This is a genomic window from Sphingomonas sp. BL-S-05, from assembly GCF_055521695.1.
The window spans coordinates 1,590,398-1,612,198 of sequence record NZ_CM145499.1; the positions used below are offsets into that span (position 1 = coordinate 1,590,398).

Genomic DNA, 21,801 nt, shown 5'->3' on the forward strand with positions numbered 1-21,801 from the left:
ACGCGGTCCGATGAGCGCAGGCTGAACGGCCGACACGTTCGGAGCGTTGCACACCGCCCACGACGCGCTATGGCGGTGCCATGATCCTCGTCATCGACAATTACGACAGCTTCACCTGGAACCTCGTCCATTATCTGATGGAGCTGGGCGTCGAGGTTCGCGTCGAACGCAACGACGCGATGACCGCCGCTCAGGCGGTCGCCAGCAATGCGCAGGGCTTCCTAATCTCGCCCGGCCCCTGCACCCCGACCGAGGCGGGCATCTCGCTCGACCTCGTCGCCGCCTGCGCCGAAACCCGGCGCCCGCTGCTCGGCGTCTGCCTCGGCCATCAGGCGATCGGCCAGCATTTTGGCGGAAAGGTCGTGCGCGGCGGGCTGATGCACGGCAAGACCTCGCCGATCGAGCATGACGGTACCGGCCTGTTCGAAGGGTTGCCCTCGCCCTTCACGGCCACCCGCTATCACTCGCTGATCGTCACCGACATTCCCGACTGCCTGACCGTCAACGCCACCGCGTCCGACGGCAGCGTCATGGGTTTCCGTCACCGCGACCTGCCGATCCACGGCGTGCAGTTCCACCCCGAAAGCATCGCCACCGAACATGGCCACGCCATGCTCGCCAATTTCCTGAAGGACGCGGGCCTGCCTGCGACGATGCCGGCATGACCGTCACGACCCTGCTCCCCGATCCATCGACCCCGCTTAGCCACGAGAGCGCGGCCGAAGCCTTTGCCGCGATCCTCGACGGCACCGTCGGCGACGATGCCATCGCCACCTTCCTCACCGACCTCGCCATCCGCGGCGAGACCAGCATCGAGATTGCCGAGGCGGCGCGCGCACTACGCGCACGCATGATCCCGATCGCGCCGGTCCCCGGTGCCATCGACGTCTGCGGTACCGGTGGCGACGGGCATCACACGCTCAACGTCTCGACCGCCGTCAGCCTCGTCGTCGCCGCATCGGGCGTCCCCGTCGCCAAGCATGGCAACCGTGCCGCCAGCAGCAAGGCGGGCGCCGCCGACACGCTCGAGGCGCTCGGCCTCGACATGGTCGTCGCCGGAGCAATGGCCGAATCGAGCCTGCACGACATCGGCATCGCGTTCCTCTTCGCCGCCAATCACCATCCGGCGATGCGTCGCATCACCCCGATCCGCCGCCGCATCGGCCGCCGCACGATCTTCAACCTGATGGGGCCGCTCGCCAATCCGGCGCGCACCACCCGCCAGCTGATCGGCATCGCCCGCCCCGATTATGCCACCGTCTATGCCGAGGCGATGGAACTGCTCGGCGCCGAAACCGCGCTGATCGTGTCGGGGGAGGAAGGGCTCGACGAAATCTCCGGTGCCGGCCCGACCATCGTCGTTCCCGTCGGCATGACCATGGCCGACCGCATCGTTCCCGAGGATGCCGGCCTGCCCCGCCATCCGATCAGCGCGATCCGCGGCGGCGATGCGGCGCATAACGCCGCCGCCCTGCGCGCGCTGCTCAAGGGGGAACGCGGACCGTATCGCGACGCGGTCCTGCTCAATGCCGCCGCCGCCCTCCTCGTTGCCGACGCCGCAACCGATCTGCACGACGGGGCGGAGCGCGCCGCCGACACCATCGACTCCGGCGCCGCCGACCGCCTGCTCGACCAATGGATCGCCTACGCATGACGATGCTCGACACCATCCTCGCCACGAAACGCGCCGAGGTCGCCGAGCGGAGCGCCCGCGCGAGCATCGCCGATCTCGACGCCCGCGCGACCGAACGCAGCGCTCCGCGCGGCTTCCGCGCCGCGCTCGACGCGAAACCCGGCCATGCGCTGATCGCCGAGATCAAGAAGGCCAGCCCGTCCAAAGGGCTGATCCGTCCCGATTTCGACCCGCCGGCCCATGCCCGCGCCTATCAGGCGGGGAGCGCCGCCTGCCTGTCGGTGCTGACCGACGTCCAGTATTTTCAGGGCAGCGACGACTATCTGCTCGCTGCCCGCGCGGCGTGCGACCTGCCGGTGCTCCGCAAGGACTTCAACGTCGATCCATGGCAGGTCGCAGAGGCACGGTCGCTGGGGGCCGACGCGATCCTCATCATCGTCGCCGCGCTGTCCGATACGCAGATGGCGGAGATCGAGGCGGCGGCGATCGAACGCGGCATGGACGTGCTGGTCGAGGTCCACGACCGCGCCGAACTCGATCGCGCGCTCATGCTCCGCTCGCGGCTGATCGGCGTGAACAATCGTAATCTCAAAGACTTCTCGGTCAGCTTTGATCGCACCTATGAACTGGTCGGCCATGCCCCGGCCGGCTGTACCTTCGTCGCCGAAAGCGGCCTGAGCACCCGCGCCGATCTCGACGCGATGGCCGAACACGGCGTCCGCTGCTTCCTGATCGGCGAGGCGCTGATGCGGCATCATGATGTCGAGGCGGCAACGCGGGCGATGATCGGATGAGCCTTACCCATCTCGATGCCGATGGCAGCGCGCATATGGTCGATGTCGGCGGCAAGGCGGTTACCCAACGCATTGCCGTCGCCACCGGCCGCATCACTATGTCGGCCGAAGCCCTGGCCGCCATCCGCGACGGCCTGGTCAAGAAGGGCGACGTGCTCGCCGTCGCGCGTGTCGCCGGCATCATGGCCGCAAAGCGGACCAGCGACCTGATCCCGCTCTGCCACCCGCTGCCGCTGACCAAGGCATCGATCGACTTCGCGTTCGAGGACGACGCGATCCGTGTCGGCGCAATTGCCGCGACCGAAGGCAAGACCGGCGTGGAAATGGAAGCATTGACAGCTGCTTCCACCGCATTGCTCACCATCTACGACATGGCCAAGGCGATCGACAAGGCGATGGTGATCGAGGGTGTGTGCCTGCTTGAGAAACAGGGCGGCAAGTCGGGCGACTGGCTGCGCGGTTGATCCATCGCGGAAGCCCCTTGTCACCCTGGGTCGCCCCAAACCTCTTTGAAAATGCGGGACGGAGCCAAAGCCAAACCGTACCCCGGCGAAGGCCGGGGTCTAGTTGGGGGACGTGAGTAACCTACGCAAACCCTTCCCAACTGGACCCCGGCCTTCGCCGGGGTACGGCTAGTTTTGTGGATAGATTTGCGGCTTCCATAGTAGCTTCGATACAGTCCCCGATGAAGAAATCGCCTACGCGCCCCCTCTGAAAAGGCCCACCCATGAGCCTCCTCCCCGTCGCCGAAGCCCAGTCCCGCGTCCTTGCGCTCGGCCGCGCCCCGCTTGCCGAAACCACGCCCATCGCCGACGCGATCGGTCGCTTCGCCGCCGCCGACGTCGTCGCCCGCCGTACCCAGCCCGCACGTCCGCTATCGGCCATGGATGGTTATGCGATCCGCTTCGACGACCTGCCTGGACCATTCGACGTCATCGGCGAAAGCGCCGCCGGTGCCGCCTTTCCCGGTGTCGTCGGCGAAGGACAAGCCACTCGCATCTTCACCGGCGCGGCAATGCCGACCGGCACCGATTGCGTGCTGGTACAGGAGGAAGCGACGCGCGACGGCGACCGCCTGCACCTGTCGGGGGAAGGCCCCGTCCGTGGCGGCAATGTCCGTCGCGCGGGGCTCGACTTCCGCGAGGGCGATTTACTGATCGCGGCCGGCGAGCGCATCACTCCCGCCCGCGCGGCACTGGCCGCGATCGCCGGCCATGGCAGCCTTTCCGTCGGTCGCCGCGTCCGCGTCGCCATCGCCGCGACCGGCGACGAACTCGTTCCCGCCGGACAGGCGATCCGCGACGACCAACTCCCCGAAACTAACGGCCTGATGCTCGCCGGTCTGCTCGGCGACCTGCCGGTCGATCGTATCGACCTCGGCATCCTGCCCGACCGGATGGACGCCTTGGTCGACGCCTTTACGAACGTCGACTGCGATCTGCTCGTCACCACCGGCGGCGCCTCGGTCGGCGAACATGATCTGGTCCGCCCGGCACTGGCGGCGGCGGGCGGGACCCTCGATTTCTGGCGGATCGCGCTGCGTCCGGGCAAGCCGATGCTGGCGGGAACGCTCGGGCAGGCGGCGGTACTCGGACTGCCTGGCAACCCCGTATCGTCGTACATCACCGCCTTGCTGTTCGTCCGCCCGCTGGTCGCACGCCTTGCCGGCGCGACCGATCCGTTGCCCCGCACCGTTCGCGCGACACTGGCCCACCCCCTCCCCGCCAACGGCCCGCGACAGGACTATCTCCGGGCGACGCTGGTCGACGGACAGGCATCGACCGCCGCCATCCAGGACAGCTCGATGCTACGGACCCTGGCGCGTTCCGATTGCCTGATCGTCCGCGCGCCGCACGCCCCGGCGGCCGATGCGGGCGACTCGGCGGAAATCCTGCAACTCGCTTGACGGCAAGCAAATCGTTTCCTATTGGTTCCACGTCTGTTCCGACGGAGGACCCCATGCTGACGCGTAAGCAGCACGAGCTGATCTGCTTCATCGATGACCGGTTGCGCGCGACCGGCGTATCTCCTTCGTTCGAGGAGATGAAGGAAGCGCTCGACCTGAAGTCCAAATCGGGTGTCCACCGCCTGATCTCGGCGCTGGAGGAACGCGAATTTATTCGCCGTCTGCCCAATCGCGCCCGCGCGCTCGAAGTGTTGCGGATGCCCGAGCGGCCGGTCGCCAAGAAGGCGGCGGCCAAGCCTGCCGCCGCCCCCCGCCCCACGCCCCAGCCTGCGAACGACGTCATCGAACTGCCGCTGCACGGCCGCATCGCCGCCGGTGTCCCGATCGAAGCGATCGAGGGACAGGCGACGCTGCCCGTCCCCGCCGCGCTGCTTGGTGCCGGCGATCACTATGCGCTTGAGGTTGCCGGGGACTCGATGGTCGAGGCCGGCATTCTCGACGGCGACTATGCGCTCGTCCGCCGGACCGAAACCGCCCGCGACGGCGAGATTGTCGTGGCGCTGATCGAGGATAGCGAGGCGACGCTCAAATATTTTCGCCGCGAAGGCGCGATGATCCGTCTCGACCCCGCCAACCGCAGCTACGACCCGCAGCGCTATCGCCCCGAACAGGTGCGCGTACAGGGCAAGCTCGCCGGCCTTCTCCGCCGCTACTAACCTCCATTCCCTTCCCCGGCGGCGAGGAAGGGAGCGGCAACGCCGTGGAAGGGTGAGAGCGATCTAACCCCTACAAACCGCCTGTTAAGATTCAGTCGCGATTGCAAACGCACCGCGCGCAAGTGTGAACTTAGTGAACTTTGGCGCCCCGCCCGGCTTCTCCAACCGGGCGGGGCCTCACCGTTATTTGCCGTTACCCGGCGCCCATGGAGTCCGTATCGCCTTGTAATAGCTGGCCGGATGCGGCGGCGGCGTTACCCCGGCCGGGATCGGACGGCCCGATACCTCGGCGAAATAGGCGATGCACGCATCACGCCACCACTGCGCCTCCTGCCGCTGAATCGCGAGGAACTGGCTGACCTCGGCAAAGCGCTCCGCATCGACCTTCCCCTCCATTGCGGCCCACTGCGCCTGCATCGCTGCAACCTCGGCCACGCCCCGGTCGTAATGCGCGACCAGCTCCTCCCATAGCGTCCGCCCCGACCCCATTCGCCGGTCCCATGAGACGCGATGGAACCACAGCAGCAGATTTTCAGGCACTGACTTGGGATCGCTGAACTTCTTGGCCAGCACCGGCGCATATTGCGCGGCGGCGTTGCTGCCCGACGGCGTCCGGTCGAACCCGATGCCGTTCCGGTCGGCCTTGTGGAAATAGACCGGGTTCCAGTCCTCCCGTGCCAGATCGTCGACCCACGGCCCCGGCCCGTAATGGTGACCGGTCGCGAACAGGTGATTGAGGCCCAGCGGCATCATGTAATCGACGACTGCCTCGTGCGACCGCATCATCATCGCGACGATCGGCTCGGCCGCCGCCTGCCCCCATGTCATCGCCGCCCAGTCGCGCGCGATCTCGCGCGCATCGCCGTCCGGGTTCCAGGCCAGCCGCCCGAACGCATACCAGTTCGCCTGATCGAATTGCGATCCCGACCAGTTGCGATCGGTGCCGATGTTCGACACCCCCGCCATTCCCGTCAGCGCGCCCGGCCGTACCGGCGTGTCGAGCACGTTGGCGACCGTGGTACCCTTGCGCGGACGATAGGTGTCGCTGCGCAGCACCTCCTGCCACAGGGTCCCGAGATAGACGAGGTGCGTGGCGAACCCCATATATTCCTTGGTGATCTGCACTTCCATCATCAGCGGCGTGCGCGGCATCGCCCCGAACAGCGGATGGAAGGGTTCGCGCGGCTGGAAGTCGATCGGACCGTTCTTGACCTGCACGATCACATTGTCGGCGAACTTGCCGTCGAGCGGCTCGAACTCGCTATAGGCCTGTCGCACCCGATCCTCGGGCTTGTCGTTGGCGTAGACGAACGCCCGCCACATCACGATCCCGCCATGCGGCTTAAGCGCGCGGGCCAACATGTTGGCGCCATCGGCATGACTGCGCTTGTAATCGCCCGGTCCCGGCTGCCCCTCCGAATTGGCCTTGACCAGGAACCCGCCGAAATCGGGAATGCGGGCATAGATTTCGTCGGCCTTTGCCTTCCACCATGCCGCGACCTGCGGGTCGAGCGGATCGGCGGTCTTCAGCCCCCCGATCTCGATCGGCGCCGAGAACCGGGCCGACACATAGACCTTGATCCCCCAAGGCCGAAAAATGCCGGCCAGCTTCTCGATCTTGCCCATAAATTCGGGCTTCAGGATATCGGCGCTGGCATTGACGTTGTTCAGCACCGTGCCGTTGATGCCGACCGACGCATTGGCGCGGGCATAGTCGGTATAACGCGGATCGGAAAAGCCCGGCAGCTTCTGCCAATCCCAAAGCGACCGCCCGGCATAGCCGCGCTCGACATAACGATCCAGATTGTCCCAATGGTTGAGTATCCGCAGCCCAAGCTTCGGCCGATCCACCACCGACAGCTTGTCGATCGAACCGCCGGTCTGGGCGATACGGAGCAACCGGAACGCACCATATAACACGCCGATCGGCCGGTTCGCCGCTATTACCGTCACCGGCTTTCCATCGACCGTCGCCGACCGCACCACGAACCCCTCGTCGCCGAGGTCCGCCAACGGCAACCGTAACGCCGCGATCCGCGCAGACCTGACCGTGCCGATTACGATGGCTCCATTTGCTACGTTCCCCGTAGCAACCGCACGGCCGATAAGGCCGCTCATTCCCCGAGCAAGCTCCGCCGCCGCCAGTTCGATCGTCGGATCCGCTTCGTCACGCACTACCGATGTCGCCCGGGCAGCAACGGCGTTCACCTGCGCCGCTGGCAACGGCCGGTATCGCAGCCAAAGGTCATACCCATCCTCGGCGCGTGCGGGGGCGGCCCATAGCGCGCCGACCAGCATGATCCACCCCAACCATTTCAGCATCCGGCATCCTCTTTGCGTCCCGTCTGACCGACGGCGTTGACACGAGCATAACATGCCGACCATGGTAGCGCTACCACGTCCAAGAGCGTGGAATCGGAGAGCGCATGACCCTGAATCCCCCCGATCGCGCGGGTGCGTCCGCAGTTGCGGCCAGTTCCTTGCCACCCTTGGCCAAGCCGGCAGGGCGGGTACGATGGATCGTCTGCGCGATGTTGTTCTTCGCGGTCGTGCTATCCTATGTCGACCGGCTGGTGCTCGCAGTGCTGAAGCCCGATCTGGCGCAGCAATATGGCTGGTCGGAAACCGGCTATGCCGATCTCGCCTTCTATTTCCAGCTCGCCTACGGCCTCGCCTATGTCGTCGCGGGTCGCATCGTCGACCGGATCGGTGCGAAGGCCGGCTATGCGCTGGCGATGATCGTGTGGACGTTCGGCCATGTCCTCCATACCGCATTCACCTCGACCAGCGGCATGATCCTCGCGCGGATGCCGTTGGCGGCGGGCGAGGCCGGCACCTTCCCCGCCGCGATCGCCGCGACCAACGAATGGTTTCCTAAGCGGGAGCGGGCGTTTGCGATTGGGATATTCAACGCGGGGTCGAATGTCGGGGCGTTGCTGACGCCGTTGCTGGTGCCATTTATCGTTGTGACGCTGGACCTTGGCTGGCGGGCGGCGTTCTTCGTCACGGGCGCGCTGTCGATCGTCTGGCTGGCGGCGTGGTTCGCATTCTATCGTCGGCCGCGCGAAAAGGCGTCATTGTCGGCCGAGGAACTGGCATGGATCGAGGCCGATCCGGTCGAACCGCAGCGCCACGTCCCCTGGGCGCGCATGTTCCGCATCCGCCAGACCTGGGCCTACATCGCCGGACGGTTCCTGATCGATCCGATCTGGTGGACGTTCCTGTTCTGGCTGCCCGACTTCTTTGCGAAGTCGTTCAACCTGTCGATGAAGGAATTCGGCCCGCCGCTGATCGCGGTCTATCTGCTCGCCGATGTCGGATCGGTGGCGGGCGGATGGCTCAGCACCCGGCTGATCGGGGGCGGCATGTCGATCGGACGGGGACGCAAGACCGCCATGTTCTGCGCCGCGCTGTGCGCCGTGCCGATCGCCGGCGCAGTCTACGCGCCGAGCATGTGGGTCGCGGTCGGGCTGATCGGGCTGGCCTGTGCCGGGCATCAGGGCTTCTCGGCCAATCTCTATGCACTGCCCGGCGACCTGTTCCCGCGCTGGATGGCGGGGTCGGTGGTCGGCATTGGCGGGCTGGCCGGCGCGGTCGGCGGCATGCTGATGGCGAAGTTCGCCGGAGCGATCCTCGAAACCGTCGGCAGCTATCAACCGATCTTCATCGTTGCCGCCTGCGCCTATCTGCTCGCGGTCGCGGTCATCCACCTGATCGTACCCAACTACACCCCCGTCGATGGAAAGGCCGTCGCATGACCATGATCGATCGTCGCAACATGCTTGCGGGTAGCGCCGCCCTCCTCGCCGCCACGACGGTACGCGCGGCAGACACGCCTACCGATACGCTGAAGGCCGCCGCCGCCAGCAAGGGCCGTCGCTTCGGATCGGCCTTCGCCTGGAGCCCGCCGGGTGCCGATGCCGGATCCTTCGCCAACCCGGCCTATGCCGCGTTGCTCAAGCGTGACTGCGACGTGCTGGTCCCCGAAAACCAGATGAAGTGGCAGGCGATCCGCCCCGCCGCCGACCGGTTCGATTTCAGTCGCTTCGATCCGATGGTCGAATGGGCGACGACCAATGGCTTCGCGCTGCGGGGACACACGCTGCTCTGGGCCTATTCGAAATGGTTTCCGGCATGGCTGAACAATCATGATTTCGGCCAGCGGCCCGCGGTCGAAGCCGCTCGCATCCTCGACCAGCATATCGATACCGTCACCAAACGCTATGGCCGCAAGATCGAAAGCTATGACGTCGTCAACGAAGCGGTCGATCCCGATACGGGGGGCTTGCGCGAAACATCGCTGTCGCGCGCGATGGGCGGCACGGCGGTCGTGCTGGACCATGCGTTCCGCACCGCGCGGGCGGCGGCACCGCATGCCGAACTGGTCTATAACGACTATATGAGCTGGGAAGACGGTAACGCGAAGCACCGCGCCGGGGTGCTCGCGCTGCTGGAGGAGTTTCGTCGCCGCGGCACGCCGGTCGATGCGCTGGGCGTCCAGTCGCATATCGGCCTGTTCAAGCCGACGACCGATGCCGGCGCGGTCGCGAAGCGGCTGGAACCCGAATGGCGCGCGTTCCTCGACCGGGTGACAGGCATGGGATACCGGCTGGTCATCACCGAGTTCGACGTGCGCGACAAGGGACTGCCGGCGACGATCGCCCCGCGCGACATGGGCGTGGCCGACTTCGCGCGCGCCTATCTCGACATCATGCTGTCCTATCCGCAACTGGGCGACGTGCTCGCCTGGGGCATGAGCGACCGGTATAGCTGGCTGCGCGGGTTCGAACCGCGCACCGACGGGGTGATCGCGCGCGGCTGTCCCTACGATGTCGATTTCAGGGCGAAGCCGTTGCGCGGCGCGATGCTGGCAGCGCTGGCCGGGGGCGTGGAGCGGGCTGCTCCGGGGCGATAGGAGCGGTGCGAGCGATGGTTCGGTAAGCGCGGTCCTGTAAGCGATCGATCTTCGGTGAACTAGGGCGGATCGACATTCAAGGGTCGCCATTCTTCCCTCTCCCCTGGGCAGGGAAGAGGGTTAGCGGAGCTTGCCAGCCTGCTGGCTAGCGCAGCTTGCAAGAGGGGTCGAGCGAGCCGAAGGCTCGCGCGCGCGCTGACGCGAGCGCTTCACCCCTCGCCCAGCTCCGACTAAGCCTTTGCTACGCAAAGACCAAGTCTGCGCAACTCTCTCCCCTCTACGAGGGGCGAGGGGAGGCAGGGCTTATCAGAATGTCGATCCGGCCTGGATAGATTCGGTACGACCAGACCGGGGCGCCGAAGCACCCCGGTCCTTCCTCAATAATCCCGGCTGTAGCGCACCGAGGCGTTCGATCCGCCGAACGATCCCGTCTGCGACAGCACGCTGAGCGTGCGGGTCAGGGCGATCTGGATCTGCGTGGCGGTGAAGCCGCGGGCGTCGGTGATGATCTCGATATATATGTCGTCGGTCAAATATTTTCCCGCGGCGAGCGAGGTGCCGCGGCCGGTCGCCTCGTCTCCGCCCAGCACGCGCAGCCGGTCGAAACCGGTCGCCGAGCGGAGCTTGCCGAGCGGGTTGAGCCCGCCCCCGCCCGACCCGCGCAGCGAGTTGAGCGCGGCGGCCAGCTGGATCGCCTCGGTCGCCGACAGGTTGGTGACCGAGCTGCCGAACAACAGCCGCGACAGCACCTCGTCCTGCGCCAGCGCCGGGGTCGAGTTGAACGCGATCTGCGGCGCCTGCGCCGTGCCACTGACGTTGATCGACGCGGTGATTCCTTCGGCAGTCGTGCTTGCGACGATGTCGATGACCGGGTTGGTGTAATTCTCCCCTTCGAAACGGATGATGCCGCGTTCGACCTCGAACCGCTTGCCCGCGAAGGAATAGGTGCCGCGCACCAGCTGCAACTGGCCGTTGATCGTCGGCGCGGCGGAGGTGCCGCCGATGCGCAGATCGGCCTCCCATTCCGATTCCAGCCCCATGCCCGACACGTAGAGCCGGTTGTCGGCACGGACGCGCAGCGCGAGGCGGAACAGCCCGGCCGATGCGGCCTGCTGCTGCTGCGGACGGGTGGCGGCGGGACGGTTGGCGTCGCTCTTGCGCCGGACGCCGGTCAGTTCGGGGACTTCGGCCGCGCCCTGGCGAATGATCTGATAGCGCGCCTCGGGAATGGTGAGGTCGCCCGAGATCAGCCCGCCATCGGCACCGTTCTGGATGCGGATATCGCCGGTCGCCGATGCCCCGAGCGCATCGCTCCGCGCCAGTTGCGCGTCGCGAAGCTGCGCACGGATATCGATCGGGAAACCGCTGTTCGACGCCAGCCCGACCGTGCCCTGCGCCGCGATCGTGCCGTCCCCGGCCCGGGCGCGCAGTTGGGTCAGTTCGAACCGGTCGTTGGTGAAGCGACCGTTGATGCCGAGGTTGGTCAGCCGGGTGCCCAGCGTCTCATTCTCATAGGTCAGGTTGTTGGCGCGGACGACACCGGTCAGCTGCGGCGCCTGCACCCGGCCGCCAAAGTCGGCGGCGATGCCGATCGGTCCGCTCAACTGCTGGTCGGCGATCCCCGCAAAGGAGAACAGCACACCCGCCGGCCCGTTATAACGAATGCCGCCCGACAGCGGAGCCGCCAGCATCCGCGTGACCCACGAACCGCTGCCCGGGGGCAACGGCCGTAAGTTGGCGACCATCCGTCCGACCGTGGTCGTACCGCGCCGGATCAGCGCGCGACCGCTGCCCCCCTCGGGCCGCAGGTCGCCGGCGAACACGATATCGACCGGTTCGGAGACCGAGGCGAGGCTGGTCCGCTGGAAATTGCGGATCGTCAGCCGGGCATCGGCGCGCGGGAAGCTCTGATCGGCGGCCTGCGCGAAATCGAGGCTGCCGGTCGCGGTGCCGCCGATGCCGGTGCCGGGCATGAAGGCATTGATGATGCTCAGGTCGAGCCGGTCGAGCCGCGTCTGGATCGACATGCCGTTGCCATAGACGCCGGCCGCACGGATCGACCCTTGCGCGAAATCAATGCGCGTCGGGTAGAGGCGATAACCGCCGGGTGCCGATACGATCCGCGCGGGATTGACCGTCTTGAACGGGATCGAATTGGCGACGCCCTGCAACGCGACCAGATAGTCGTTCGGACGCAGGCGCGCATTGGCGGCGACACGGAACGGGACGCCCGACGATCCTTCGGCCAACAACTGCGCCGTGCCGTTGCCGCCGCGATAATTGACCTTGGCACGGCTGCGTTCGAGCAGGAAGTCGCCCATCGACAGGTTGGCGACCTGCGCATCGGCGACGATTTCGGGCTGGTCGTACAACACGGCGGTGGCGGTGACGATCGCGCGGCCGATGCGAATGCCCATATTGCCAGGGATCGCGGCGTTCGATGCCTGTGCATTCACATCGGCGCGCTGATAGCGGCCCTGTGCCGACAGGCGGGCGATGCCGGCGATGCCCGATCCGGCGAAGTTGATGCGACCGGCAAATGGTCCCGCATTCGTCGCCTCGATCCGGCCGTCGATATTGACGCCGGCAAAGGTGGCGGAACGGATTTCGGCGACGAGGCGCGGTGCGGTCGACACCAGCACATCGGCGCGGAACGGGCCGTAGTTCGTGCCGCCGGTCGCCTGGATCGCATAGCGATCGCCCTGCCCGCGCACCCGCGCTTCGAGATTGACGAGGCCGACGCCGACGCCCGGGCGGGCCGCGCGCAACAGCACCTGCGGCGCGGCAACCGATCCGGTCACCCGCGCCGACAGCGGGCCGTATTGCGTCGAATAGGCATCGGCATTGACCAGCAACGGCCCGGCCGGGTCGTAGCGACCCGACCCGTTGGTGATGCGGAACTGCGGTGCGTTCATCCGCAGGTTGGAGAAGGTGATGATCCCGTCCGGGGCGACGCCGACATCGACGCGGGTGGTCGAGACATTGCCGCCGAGGAAGTTGCGGACGCCTTCGTTGAAGAGGCGCGTGGTCTGGGCCACGACGCGGCCCTTGATGCCGAAGCCGCCATTCGGCGCGGCATAGAGGCTGGCGTCGGTCGACAGGTTGAGGATGCCGATGCTGGCGACCTCATAGTCGTTGATTCGCCCCTTGATCGCCCCGGTATAGCGGCCGGTGGTCAGGTTGGCGGCGACGATCGCGGTCGCATCGATCCGGTCGGAACGGATGCGCAGATTGTCGGACAGCACCTGATCGCCCGAAATGGCGAGGTCGCCATTGATCGCGACGTTGGTGACCAGCCCGCCGACCGCGGCGTTGAGACCGGTGATGCGGCGCGCCTTGGCGGCGATCGGGATCAGGATCCGGTCGGCATCGACGGTCGCGCGACCCTCGGCATAAAGTTGCTCGACCACGGTCTCGCCAAAGCCAAGCGCGGCGGCCTGTACCTTGTAATCGACGGTCGGGGTGCCGAAGCCGCCATCGAGGACGACGGCGGCACGGACCGAGCGGCCGTTGAGGTTGGGGAGGATCGCGCCGGGAGTGAGGAGCATCGCTTCGGTGCGGAAATTGCCGAAACGGCTGTTGCCGAGATCGAGCAGGCCGGCGGCGTTGACCGCGAGCGCGCTGGAGCGAAGCTGGATGCGGGTGTCGGCCTTGCGATCCGCCAGCGCCGCGTCGATCGCGACGTCGAGGCGCGGCGCGGTCAGCCGTTCGACCGGCCCCTGCAGGATCAGCCCCGGGCGGGTCGAACCGCGCACGGTGAAGCGGCCATCGCGCCCGGTCACCGCCAGATCGGCAAGCTGCTGCCCGCCGAGCGTCCCGGCCAGGCGCCCGCGCCAATTGTTCCAGTCGCCCTGCCCGTCGATCGTCGCGGCGATCGGTGCGGTCAGGCCGGCCATGCCGGCGATCATGCCGTTCGCCGGACCGAGGATGCGGGCGTCGATGTCGAAGCGGTTGTCGTCGGGGACGGCGTCAAGTTTCAGCGCGACGCTGTCGCCGCCGGCCACACCCGGTGCGGCGATGGTCGCGGCATTGGCGGTCACCTGCGCCCGGCGGTCGGCAATGTGCACTTCGCCGTCGAGGCGGGCGATATGGCGCTGGCCGGTGACGGCCTGGCCGACCTCGATTCGGTCGACGCGCAGGCGGTTCACGTCGATATCGTAATCGGGGAGCAGCGGCGCGTTGGGATCGCCGGGCGGCGTGTCCTTCAGCACCGGATTGCGGGCATAGCGGACCAGCGGGCTGGTCAGGCTGCGGATATCGACATGGCCGTTGGCGAAGGCGAAGGGCCGCCAGTCGAGCGCAATGGCGGGCGAATCGGCGAAGACCCCGCGCGTGTCGCTCAGTCGCAGGTCGCGGATCGTCATCGCACCGTAGAGCGATCCGTCGATCCGGCCGATATTGACCTTGAGGCCGGAAGCGGTGGTGTAGCCGTCGAGCTTGCTGACGAGGAAGCCGCGACCGGGGCCGGTGTTCAAGGCGAACACGAGCGCGACGACCAGCAGCAGCAGCGCGACGATCGCGATGCCGATCCATTTCAGGATGCGGAGCAAGAGCGGGCGGTCGCGGACGATGACGGTGTCGGCGGCGGGCAGTTCGGCGTCGGTCATCAGAAAGCCTGCCCGATCGAGATGTAGAGCGCGATCTTCGATTCCCCTGGCCGCCGGGCGATCGGCGTGGCGACATCGACGCGCAGCGGCCCGAAATTGGTGTAGAAACGGCCGCCGATGCCGGCGCCGAAGCGCAGGTCCGAGCCCTTGGGCAGGCTCGATTCATAGACCTGCCCGGCGTCGAGGAACGGCACGATCCCGAAATTGCCGAAGCGGTAGCGCGCCTCGATCGCGAATTCGTTAAGGCTGCGGCCGCCGATCGGGCGGTTCAGGTTGTTGCCGTCCTCGTCAACCTCGGGCGTGCGGGGTCCGAGTTCCTGGAAGCCGAAACCACGCACCGACCCGCCGCCGCCGGCGTAATAACGCCGCGATGGGGCGAGGTCGTCGCGGGCGATGCCCTGGATCGATCCGGCGCGGGCGCGGCCGGCGATGACGATGCTCTCGCCGATCGGGTAATAGCCGGTGCCCTCGACCATGAACCGGCCATAGGGCCGCGCGGCGCCCTGCACCGATGCTTCGGGGCTGACGTTCAGTTTCAGGCGGAAGCCCTTGGTCGGGTTGAGCAGATTGTCCGAGGTGTCGAACCCGGCGAACAGCGGCAGCGCGGCGATACCATAGGTCTTGCGACGGCGCGCGCCGACCTCGAAGTCGTAGGTGTCCTCGTTGGTGCCGATCAGTTCGGCGCCATAGGCATAGGTGAAGCGCTTCTGCCAGATCGGCGTCGAATCATAGGACCAGCGGATGCCGAGCGTGCCGGTGAACGCCTCGAACGCGTCGTAATTGGTGCGGCTGGCATTGGCGAGGATCTGGAACGTGCGGTCGCGGCGACCGGCGTTCGAGCGGCGGAAGGTGACGCCCGCGCCCTGTTCTTGCGTACCCGCGACACCGCGCACGATCAGCGCGCCTTCGGGCGGGAACAGGTTGCGATGGGTCCATGACCCTTCGAGGCGGATGCCCTGCCCGGTGCCATAGCCCGCCTCCCCCGCCAGTGTCCGCGCCGGGCCGGCATCCTGCCGCACCAGCAGGTTCACATATTCGGTGCCGTCGGGCGCAAGCTGGCCGGTCCGCTGCGGCTCGACCGAGACGCTGGAGAACAGACCCGTCGACACCAGCGCGGCGCGCAGATCGTCGACCTTGCGATTGTCGTAGAGTTCGCCCTGTTCGAACCGGGCGAGCACGCCGACGTGCTCGGCATCGAACGCCAGCTTGCCGGTGGTCGAATAGGTGCCGAACGACGAACGCGGCCCCGTGGTCACCGGCAGGGTGTAGGCGCCGGTATAGGCGGTGTCGTCGAGCAGGATATCGCGCTGTCCGACCTCGACAAAGGGATAGCCTTGTTGTGGCAGCTTCAGGCTGACATTCGCCTCGGCCGCCTGGATGCGTTCGGCATCGACCGGATCGCCGACCTTCAGCGGCAATTCGCGCTGGACGAGGTTGGGCGGCACGGTCGGCTGCGTATCCACGCGGATCGACCCGAGGGTGAATTGCTTCCCCGGAATGGCGGTGACGACGGCGCGGATGCGTTGGCCCGGCGGGTTTTCGATCGCCGAGGTCGCGGTGCCGTCATAATAGCCCTTGGCCCGCATGATGCGGACTGCAAGCTGTTCGTCCTCGCGGGCGCGCGCCTGTACCATCGTCGCGTTCGCGGCCTTGCCCTTCCCCTCCTGCAGCGACGACAGCGCCTTGAACTGCGCGGTGCCGTCGATCTCGTCGAGGCCGCGGATGACCGTGTCGTACCGGATTTCGACCGCCCGGCCGTCGTCGACGCCTGCGACCTCGACCGGGGTCACGTCGAACGTCGACAGCGGCGGTAACGGCTGGGCCAGTTCGGGTGCCTCGGGCAGGACGGCATCGGGCAGGGTTTCGGCCGGAACCGACGCCTCGGTCGCGGGCGCGGCCGGTGGCGTCACCGTTGCGGGAGCGGGCGCGGCGGCCTGGGGCTTGGCGGACTGCGGCGTCGGCGCGGCCGGCGCATCGAAACCGGACATCGGTTCGAGCGGCGCATTGATGTCGCCCGACAGCGTCGGCAGTGCCGCGTCGAATTCGGGATCGGGGACGATCGCGCCATCGGCGGTCGTACCCTGCGGCGTAGCGGGAGCCGCCACCGGTGGCGGGTTCTGGGTCGTCTGGGCCAGCGCGGTCGGGGCAGTCATCGTTCCCGCCAGCAACATATAGATCGTCCGCGCGCGAAAATCCCCCAACGTTCCGTCCCCGTCCCCTTGTCCCGGGCATTGCAGCGCACAATCCCCGGCGGTTTACGAAACGCCGCATCGAAGAATTGGTTCATATTGAAATTACGCTGCATCCCAACAAAGCGCGACGCGTTGGTTGCGACAGCGAAGGGGAAGAACGTGACCGACACCGCGACACCGATCGATCCGGCAACGATTCCGGGGAGCCAGTCGACCCATCCATGGGCCCATCCGTGGCCGGCGTGGCGCGCGATCCTGTTCCGCGTATATACGATGGTCGGCTATCATAATCTGACGCTGATGGCGGCAGGGGTCGCCTTCTACGCGTTCCTGTCGTTCGTGCCGCTGCTGGGGGCGATCGTCATGACCTATGGCCTGGTCGCCGACCCGTCGACCGTGTCGCGGCACATGCAGACGATCTTCGAACTGGTGCCGGCCGATGCCGCCCGGCTGATCTCCGACCAGCTGATCGCGGTGGTGACCACCGCATCGTCGCAGGCCGGCCTTGGCCTTGCCGTCGCGCTGCTGTTGTCGATCTATGGCGCGATGCGGGCAGCAAGCGCGATCATCCAGGCGCTGAACGTGATCTACGAAGAGGAGGACGAACGCAGCATCATCACGACGACCCTGTTGTCGGCGATGATTACCGTAGCCGCGATCATCGCGGCACTGGTCGGCATCGTCTCGGCAGGCGTGCTGACGTGGATCCGCAGCGAGACCCAGTTCCTCGGCACCGCCGGCGCGATCTTGATTCAGGGCGCGACCTGGCTGGTCGCAGGCGGGATCGCCAGCGCGGCAATCGCCTTCGCCTATCGCTACGGCCCCGATCGCGCGCGGGCGCAATGGCGGTGGCTGTCGGTCGGGTCGGTTGCGGCGACGTTGCTATGGCTGCTGGCGACCGTCCTGTTCGGCATCTATGCCGCCAACTTCGCCGATTACAACGCGACCTATGGCGCGTTGGGCGCGGTCGTCGTGCTGCTGATGTGGTTGTTCGTATCGAGTTTCGCGATACTGATCGGCGCCGAGATCAATGCGGAGGCCGAGCGCCAGACCGCGATCGATTCGACGGTCGGCCATCCCCGACCCATGGGCCGCCGCGGCGCTCGGCTGGCCGATACGCTGCCCACCAAGCATCAGGCCAAGCCGCGCCGCGACCGTTACTGATCGAGCGTCCGGCGTTCCATGGCATCGGCGGCGATCTGTACCCGTTCGAGCATGTCGCGCAGGACGTCGATTTCGCTAGGCGTGAAGGACGCGAACAATTCCTGTTCGATCAGCAACGCCTTTGGCGCGACCTGTTCGTACAGTGCGCGGCCCGACGGGGTCAGTTGCAACAGGTGCGACCGTTGATCGCCGGCATTGGCACGGCGTTCGACCAGCCCGCGATCGACCAGCGCAATGGCGCCGCGGCTGACCGTCACCTTGTCCATCCGGGTCGCAACGCACAGCGATTGCTGGGTAATCCCGTCGCTTTCGGCGATCACCGTCACCAGCCGCCATTCGGGAATACGCAACCCGAACAACGAGCGATAGGTCGATGCGATCGCATCGGACACGCGATTCGAGGCGATGGACAGCCGATACGGCAGAAAGTCGTCGAGAAGCAGGCGTTTGTTCACGGACCGGATTGTTGCCGCGCTGCCTCCACTCGTCAACTGTCGCGGAACCGGTGTCAGGCGCGAAACGTACTCTCCATCCAATAACCGGGTCGGGACCTCCGAAATATGTTCAACTGGAAGCACGAAGCGCAGGATCGCCTGCAGGCGATGTTGTTCGAGCATGTCGATGACCGCGCCTTCCCCTGCGTCGGGGCGAAATCGGCGATGGCGAAGGGGACGCTCGACGTGCTGGCCTGCTCCCGCATCGATAGCGCGTGGGACGATGTCCGCATCCATGATTCGCTGATGCGGCTGGCCGAGAATTATCGGCGCGATCGCGCCATGTATCGCAGCTTTGCGGTGATCTTCGACGGGCCGGGCGATCTGAGCGAAGCCCAGTTCGAGCGTGCGCTGTGGCAACGTGTCCAGTCGCTGTCCGACAAGGATGTGTGGCGTGGGCAGGATTATGACGCCCGGGTCAGCGCCGATCCCGACAACCCGCATTTCTCGCTGAGTTTCGGTGGCGAGGCGTTCTTCATCGTTGGCCTGCACCCGCGCGCCAGCCGGCCGGCACGACGGTTCGACCGCCCGACGCTGGTGTTCAACCTGCACGACCAGTTCGAGCGGCTGCGCGCCGAGGGCAAATACGAGACCATGCGCGAGAAGATCCTGGTGCGCGACGAGGCGCTGGCCGGCAGCCGCAACCCGATGCTGGCGCGCCACGGCGCGGCGAGCGAGGCGCGGCAATATAGCGGTCGCCAGGTCGACGACCGCTGGGCATGCCCGTTCCACTATTCGGGAGAGGCAAAGTGAACGTCGTCATTCCCGAACGCTCGGGCACGGCGTTCAGACTGCAACAGGGCGAAACGCTGGTGGTGGTCGATCCGCGCGGCTGTCAGGTCGCCGACCTGCTGGCGTTCAATGCCGACGATCTGGACGAAGTGATTTCATCGGGCCGGACGCTCGATTATGCCGAGACGATCCGGCTGACGACTGGGCACAAACTCTATTCCAACCGCAGCCGGGTCATGCTGGAGATCGTCGACGACATGGTCGGGATTCATGATTTCCTGCTGACGCCCTGTTCCTACGACACGTTCGATCATTTCTATCCGAACCTGCCGCCGCATCGTGGCTGTTTCGGCAATCTGGCGGCGGCGCTCGAACCCTATGGCGTGCGGCCCGACCGGATACCGGTGGCATTCAACTGCTTCATGAACGTGCCGGTCGATGGGGCGACGGGGAAGCTGAGCGTCCTGCCTCCGGTCAGCAAGGCGGGTGATTCGATCACCTTTCGCGCGGCGATGGATTTGGTGATCGGGCTGACCGCCTGTTCGGCGCCGGCATCGAATGGCGGAAGCTTCAAGCCGATCGAATATCGGGTCGAGGCGGCCTAGGCGGATAGCGCCCAGCAGAGGAAGGCGGCACCGGCGAGCAGCGTGCCGAGCGGCAGGCGGTCGGTCGCGGTAGGGCGTCGGCCGGCGACCGCCATCACCAGCACGACCGCCAGCCCGGCCAGCGATGCGACGAGCAACACGACCGGCAGCGCCCGCCAGCCGAGCCACAGGCCGATCGCACCGAACAGCTTCGGGTCGCCGCCGCCCAACCCGGTCCGGCCGCGAATCCGTCGATACAGTGCCGCGATCAGCCAAAGGATGACAAAGCCCCCCGCCCCGCCCATCAGCCGGTCGGTCATGTCGGGTGCGGCCCCTGCCATGCCGCCGACCAATGCGGCGACGGCGAGGGTAAGGGTCAAGCGGTCGGGCAGCCAGAAAGCGGCGAGATCGACTGCGCCCAGTGCGAGCAGCAACCAGCCGCACACTGCGCCTGCCACGCCGTCGAAACCGGGGGCGACCAGACCCGCAATGACGCCGATCGCCGCGCCGAGCAGTTCGGTCACGACATGGCTCGGCGCGATCCGCGTACCGCAACGGCTGCATCGCCCGCGCAGGGCGACAAAGCTCGCCACCGGCAACAGTTCGGTTGCGCGCAACGTCCGGCCGCACCCGTCGCACGCCGACCGGCCGACCGCGACCGACCGGCCCTGCGGCCAGCGGATGGCGAGCGTCGCGATGAAGCTGCCGAACACCGCCCCCAGCACGCCGAGCAGAACGGGCCAGACAATGGGGGGAAGTGCGGACAACATTGCCAGCCCCTATCGGCAATCACCGGCATTTGCGAGGCGGCGGCCTTGCCCCTAGATATGATATCAAACGAAACCAGAATCCGTTGGAGAGCCGCATGTCCGATCCCGTCGTCATCCTGTCCTATGCCCGCACCCCGATGGGCAGCTTTCAGGGGTCGCTGAGCGGGGCGAGCGCGACCGAACTGGGCGCAGCGGCGGTGGGCGCGGCGGTGGCGCGCGCGGGCCTGTCGGGGGAGGCGGTCGAGCGTATCTATATGGGCTGCGTGCTGCCCGCCGGTCTGGGCCAGGCACCGGCGCGGCAGGCGGCGCTGGGTGCCGGCCTGCCCCAGCATGTCGAGGCGACGACCGTCAACAAGATGTGCGGGTCGGGGATGCAGGCGGTGATGATGGCCGCCGACACCCTCGCCGCGGGATCGGCCGACATCATCGTCGCCGGCGGCATGGAGAGCATGACCAACGCCCCCTATCTGTCGCAGCGGCACCGCAGCGGCGCACGGATCGGGCACGACCGGCTGCTCGACCATATGTATCTCGACGGGCTGGAGGACGCCTATGAACCCGGCCGGCTGATGGGGAGCTTCGCCGAGGAAACCGCCGCCGCCTATGGCTTTACGCGGCAAATGCAGGACGACTTCGCCATCGCCTCGCTGACCCGGGCGCAGGCGGCGCAGGCCTCGGGTGCGTTCGATCGGGAAATCGTGCCGGTCGAAATTGCCGGCCGCAAGGGCAGCACGACCATCCGTACCGACGAACAGCCGACACGTGGCGACGCGTCGAAGATCCCGACGCTCAAGCCCGCCTTTGCCAAGGACGGCACGATCACCGCCGCCAACGCATCGTCGATCTCGGACGGGGCGGCGGCGCTAGTGCTGGCACGCGCGTCGGTCGCCGACCGGCTGGGCCTGACCCCGGTCGCGCGGATCGTCGCGCAGGCGGGCCATGCCCATGCGCCGGCCCGCTTCGCGACCGCCCCGGTCTTCGCCATGCGCCGTGCGCTCGACCGGGCGGGTTGGGCGAGCGGCGATGTCGACCTGTTCGAGGTCAACGAGGCATTCGCCTGCGTGACGATGGCGGCGATGCACGACCTTGGCCTTGCGCACGATATCGTGAACGTGCACGGTGGCGCCTGTGCGCTCGGCCATCCGATCGGGGCGAGCGGCGCGCGTGTCCTGGCGACGTTGCTGTCGGCCCTGGAGACGCGCGGATCGCGCCGCGGCATGGCGTCGCTGTGCATCGGCGGGGGCGAAGCCACGGCAGTCGCGGTCGAAATGGTCCTTTAACTTCTGGAACTTCG

The 21,801-nt window shown here is 67.1% G+C and carries 17 protein-coding genes; 12 read left to right on the plus strand and 5 right to left on the minus strand.

The window, feature by feature from the left end; translation table 11 throughout:
• The first annotated feature begins 80 nt into the window (after positions 1 to 80).
• The 6 genes from ACZ1JS_RS07300 (at position 81) to lexA (ending at position 5,049) form a co-directional block, all read left to right on the plus strand.
• Positions 81 to 665, plus strand: a complete 585-nt coding sequence (locus ACZ1JS_RS07300; RefSeq protein ID WP_465168355.1) for an anthranilate synthase component II — start codon at positions 81 to 83, stop codon at positions 663 to 665.
• Complete coding sequence (trpD, locus tag ACZ1JS_RS07305; RefSeq protein ID WP_465168356.1) at positions 662 to 1,654, plus strand: anthranilate phosphoribosyltransferase; 993 nt, start codon at positions 662 to 664, stop codon at positions 1,652 to 1,654. Before ACZ1JS_RS07300 ends, trpD begins: the two co-directional genes overlap by 4 nt.
• Complete coding sequence (gene trpC, locus ACZ1JS_RS07310) at positions 1,651 to 2,427, plus strand: indole-3-glycerol phosphate synthase TrpC (RefSeq protein WP_465168357.1); 777 nt, start codon at positions 1,651 to 1,653, stop codon at positions 2,425 to 2,427. Before trpD ends, trpC begins: the two co-directional genes overlap by 4 nt.
• Positions 2,424 to 2,891, plus strand: coding sequence for a cyclic pyranopterin monophosphate synthase MoaC (gene moaC, locus ACZ1JS_RS07315; RefSeq protein ID WP_465168358.1), 468 nt, complete (start codon positions 2,424 to 2,426; stop codon positions 2,889 to 2,891). Before trpC ends, moaC begins: the two co-directional genes overlap by 4 nt.
• Positions 2,892 to 3,154: 263 nt before the next feature.
• Complete coding sequence (locus ACZ1JS_RS07320; RefSeq protein WP_465168359.1) at positions 3,155 to 4,333, plus strand: molybdopterin molybdotransferase MoeA; 1,179 nt, start codon at positions 3,155 to 3,157, stop codon at positions 4,331 to 4,333.
• 53 nt (positions 4,334 to 4,386) lie between these two features.
• Positions 4,387 to 5,049 (plus strand): transcriptional repressor LexA, encoded by a 663-nt coding sequence (gene lexA / locus ACZ1JS_RS07325; RefSeq protein ID WP_465168360.1) that lies wholly within the window; start codon positions 4,387 to 4,389, stop codon positions 5,047 to 5,049.
• Between the two features lie 183 nt (positions 5,050 to 5,232).
• Here the strand turns inward: lexA and ACZ1JS_RS07330 are convergent, their stop codons facing one another.
• Positions 5,233 to 7,371, minus strand: coding sequence for an alpha-glucuronidase family glycosyl hydrolase (locus ACZ1JS_RS07330; protein WP_465168361.1), 2,139 nt, complete (start codon positions 7,369 to 7,371; stop codon positions 5,233 to 5,235).
• A gap of 209 nt (positions 7,372 to 7,580) precedes the next feature.
• Between ACZ1JS_RS07330 and ACZ1JS_RS07335 the strand changes: the two genes are divergently transcribed.
• Together ACZ1JS_RS07335 and ACZ1JS_RS07340 are read left to right on the plus strand one after the other, a co-directional pair.
• Positions 7,581 to 8,807, plus strand: coding sequence for an MFS transporter (locus ACZ1JS_RS07335; RefSeq protein ID WP_465168651.1), 1,227 nt, complete (start codon positions 7,581 to 7,583; stop codon positions 8,805 to 8,807).
• Positions 8,804 to 9,964 carry an endo-1,4-beta-xylanase gene (locus ACZ1JS_RS07340; RefSeq protein ID WP_465168362.1) on the plus strand — a complete coding sequence of 387 codons (1,161 nt, stop codon included), beginning with the start codon at positions 8,804 to 8,806 and terminating at the stop codon, positions 9,962 to 9,964. The genes ACZ1JS_RS07335 and ACZ1JS_RS07340 overlap by 4 nt, the downstream gene beginning before the upstream one ends.
• 377 nt (positions 9,965 to 10,341) lie before the next feature.
• Here ACZ1JS_RS07340 and ACZ1JS_RS07345 read toward each other — a convergent pair whose 3' ends face one another.
• A complete protein-coding gene (locus ACZ1JS_RS07345) occupies positions 10,342 to 14,571 on the minus strand; it encodes a translocation/assembly module TamB domain-containing protein (protein ID WP_465168363.1) in 4,230 nt (1,409 codons plus the stop codon).
• Entirely contained in the window at positions 14,571 to 16,742 is a 2,172-nt protein-coding gene (locus ACZ1JS_RS07350) for an autotransporter assembly complex protein TamA (protein ID WP_465168652.1), read from the minus strand. Before ACZ1JS_RS07350 ends, ACZ1JS_RS07345 begins: the two co-directional genes overlap by 1 nt.
• A 180-nt stretch (positions 16,743 to 16,922) precedes the next feature.
• On the opposite strand from ACZ1JS_RS07350, the gene ACZ1JS_RS07355 reads away from it, so the two are divergent.
• On the plus strand, positions 16,923 to 17,927 hold the full coding sequence (locus tag ACZ1JS_RS07355; RefSeq protein WP_465168364.1) for a YihY/virulence factor BrkB family protein: 1,005 nt from the start codon (positions 16,923 to 16,925) through the stop codon (positions 17,925 to 17,927).
• On the opposite strand, the gene ACZ1JS_RS07360 is transcribed toward ACZ1JS_RS07355, so the two are convergent.
• Entirely contained in the window at positions 17,921 to 18,382 is a 462-nt protein-coding gene (locus ACZ1JS_RS07360) for a MarR family winged helix-turn-helix transcriptional regulator (RefSeq protein WP_465168365.1), read from the minus strand. The genes ACZ1JS_RS07355 and ACZ1JS_RS07360 overlap by 7 nt on opposite strands.
• Positions 18,383 to 18,487: 105 nt before the next feature.
• Between ACZ1JS_RS07360 and gntA the strand changes: the two genes are divergently transcribed.
• Together gntA and ACZ1JS_RS07370 are read left to right on the plus strand one after the other, a co-directional pair.
• Entirely contained in the window at positions 18,488 to 19,174 is a 687-nt protein-coding gene (gene gntA, locus ACZ1JS_RS07365; protein WP_465168366.1) for a guanitoxin biosynthesis heme-dependent pre-guanitoxin N-hydroxylase GntA, read from the plus strand.
• Positions 19,171 to 19,758 carry a DUF1989 domain-containing protein gene (locus ACZ1JS_RS07370; RefSeq protein WP_465168367.1) on the plus strand — a complete coding sequence of 196 codons (588 nt, stop codon included), beginning with the start codon at positions 19,171 to 19,173 and terminating at the stop codon, positions 19,756 to 19,758. The genes gntA and ACZ1JS_RS07370 overlap by 4 nt, the downstream gene beginning before the upstream one ends.
• Here the strand turns inward: ACZ1JS_RS07370 and ACZ1JS_RS07375 are convergent.
• Complete coding sequence (locus ACZ1JS_RS07375) at positions 19,755 to 20,507, minus strand: prepilin peptidase (protein ID WP_465168368.1); 753 nt, start codon at positions 20,505 to 20,507, stop codon at positions 19,755 to 19,757. The genes ACZ1JS_RS07370 and ACZ1JS_RS07375 overlap by 4 nt on opposite strands.
• 95 nt (positions 20,508 to 20,602) lie before the next feature.
• Between ACZ1JS_RS07375 and ACZ1JS_RS07380 the strand changes: the two genes are divergently transcribed.
• Positions 20,603 to 21,787, plus strand: coding sequence for an acetyl-CoA C-acyltransferase (locus ACZ1JS_RS07380; protein WP_465168369.1), 1,185 nt, complete (start codon positions 20,603 to 20,605; stop codon positions 21,785 to 21,787).
• Positions 21,788 to 21,801 lie beyond the last annotated feature (14 nt).

Bases quoted from the DNA above. Each gene is read 5' to 3' on its own strand.
- ACZ1JS_RS07300 (WP_465168355.1), top strand. From the start codon at position 81: ATGATCCTCGTCATCGACAATTACGACAGCTTCACCTGGAACCTCGTC.
- trpD (WP_465168356.1), top strand. From the start codon at position 662: ATGACCGTCACGACCCTGCTCCCCGATCCATCGACCCCGCTTAGCCAC.
- trpC (WP_465168357.1), top strand. From the start codon at position 1,651: ATGACGATGCTCGACACCATCCTCGCCACGAAACGCGCCGAGGTCGCC.
- moaC (WP_465168358.1), top strand. From the start codon at position 2,424: ATGAGCCTTACCCATCTCGATGCCGATGGCAGCGCGCATATGGTCGAT.
- ACZ1JS_RS07320 (WP_465168359.1), top strand. From the start codon at position 3,155: ATGAGCCTCCTCCCCGTCGCCGAAGCCCAGTCCCGCGTCCTTGCGCTC.
- lexA (WP_465168360.1), top strand. From the start codon at position 4,387: ATGCTGACGCGTAAGCAGCACGAGCTGATCTGCTTCATCGATGACCGG.
- ACZ1JS_RS07330 (WP_465168361.1), bottom strand. From the start codon at position 7,371: ATGCTGAAATGGTTGGGGTGGATCATGCTGGTCGGCGCGCTATGGGCC.
- ACZ1JS_RS07335 (WP_465168651.1), top strand. From the start codon at position 7,581: ATGTTGTTCTTCGCGGTCGTGCTATCCTATGTCGACCGGCTGGTGCTC.
- ACZ1JS_RS07340 (WP_465168362.1), top strand. From the start codon at position 8,804: ATGACCATGATCGATCGTCGCAACATGCTTGCGGGTAGCGCCGCCCTC.
- ACZ1JS_RS07345 (WP_465168363.1), bottom strand. From the start codon at position 14,571: ATGACCGACGCCGAACTGCCCGCCGCCGACACCGTCATCGTCCGCGAC.
- ACZ1JS_RS07350 (WP_465168652.1), bottom strand. From the start codon at position 16,742: ATGTTGCTGGCGGGAACGATGACTGCCCCGACCGCGCTGGCCCAGACG.
- gntA (WP_465168366.1), top strand. From the start codon at position 18,488: ATGTTCAACTGGAAGCACGAAGCGCAGGATCGCCTGCAGGCGATGTTG.
- ACZ1JS_RS07375 (WP_465168368.1), bottom strand. From the start codon at position 20,507: ATGTTGTCCGCACTTCCCCCCATTGTCTGGCCCGTTCTGCTCGGCGTG.
- ACZ1JS_RS07380 (WP_465168369.1), top strand. From the start codon at position 20,603: ATGTCCGATCCCGTCGTCATCCTGTCCTATGCCCGCACCCCGATGGGC.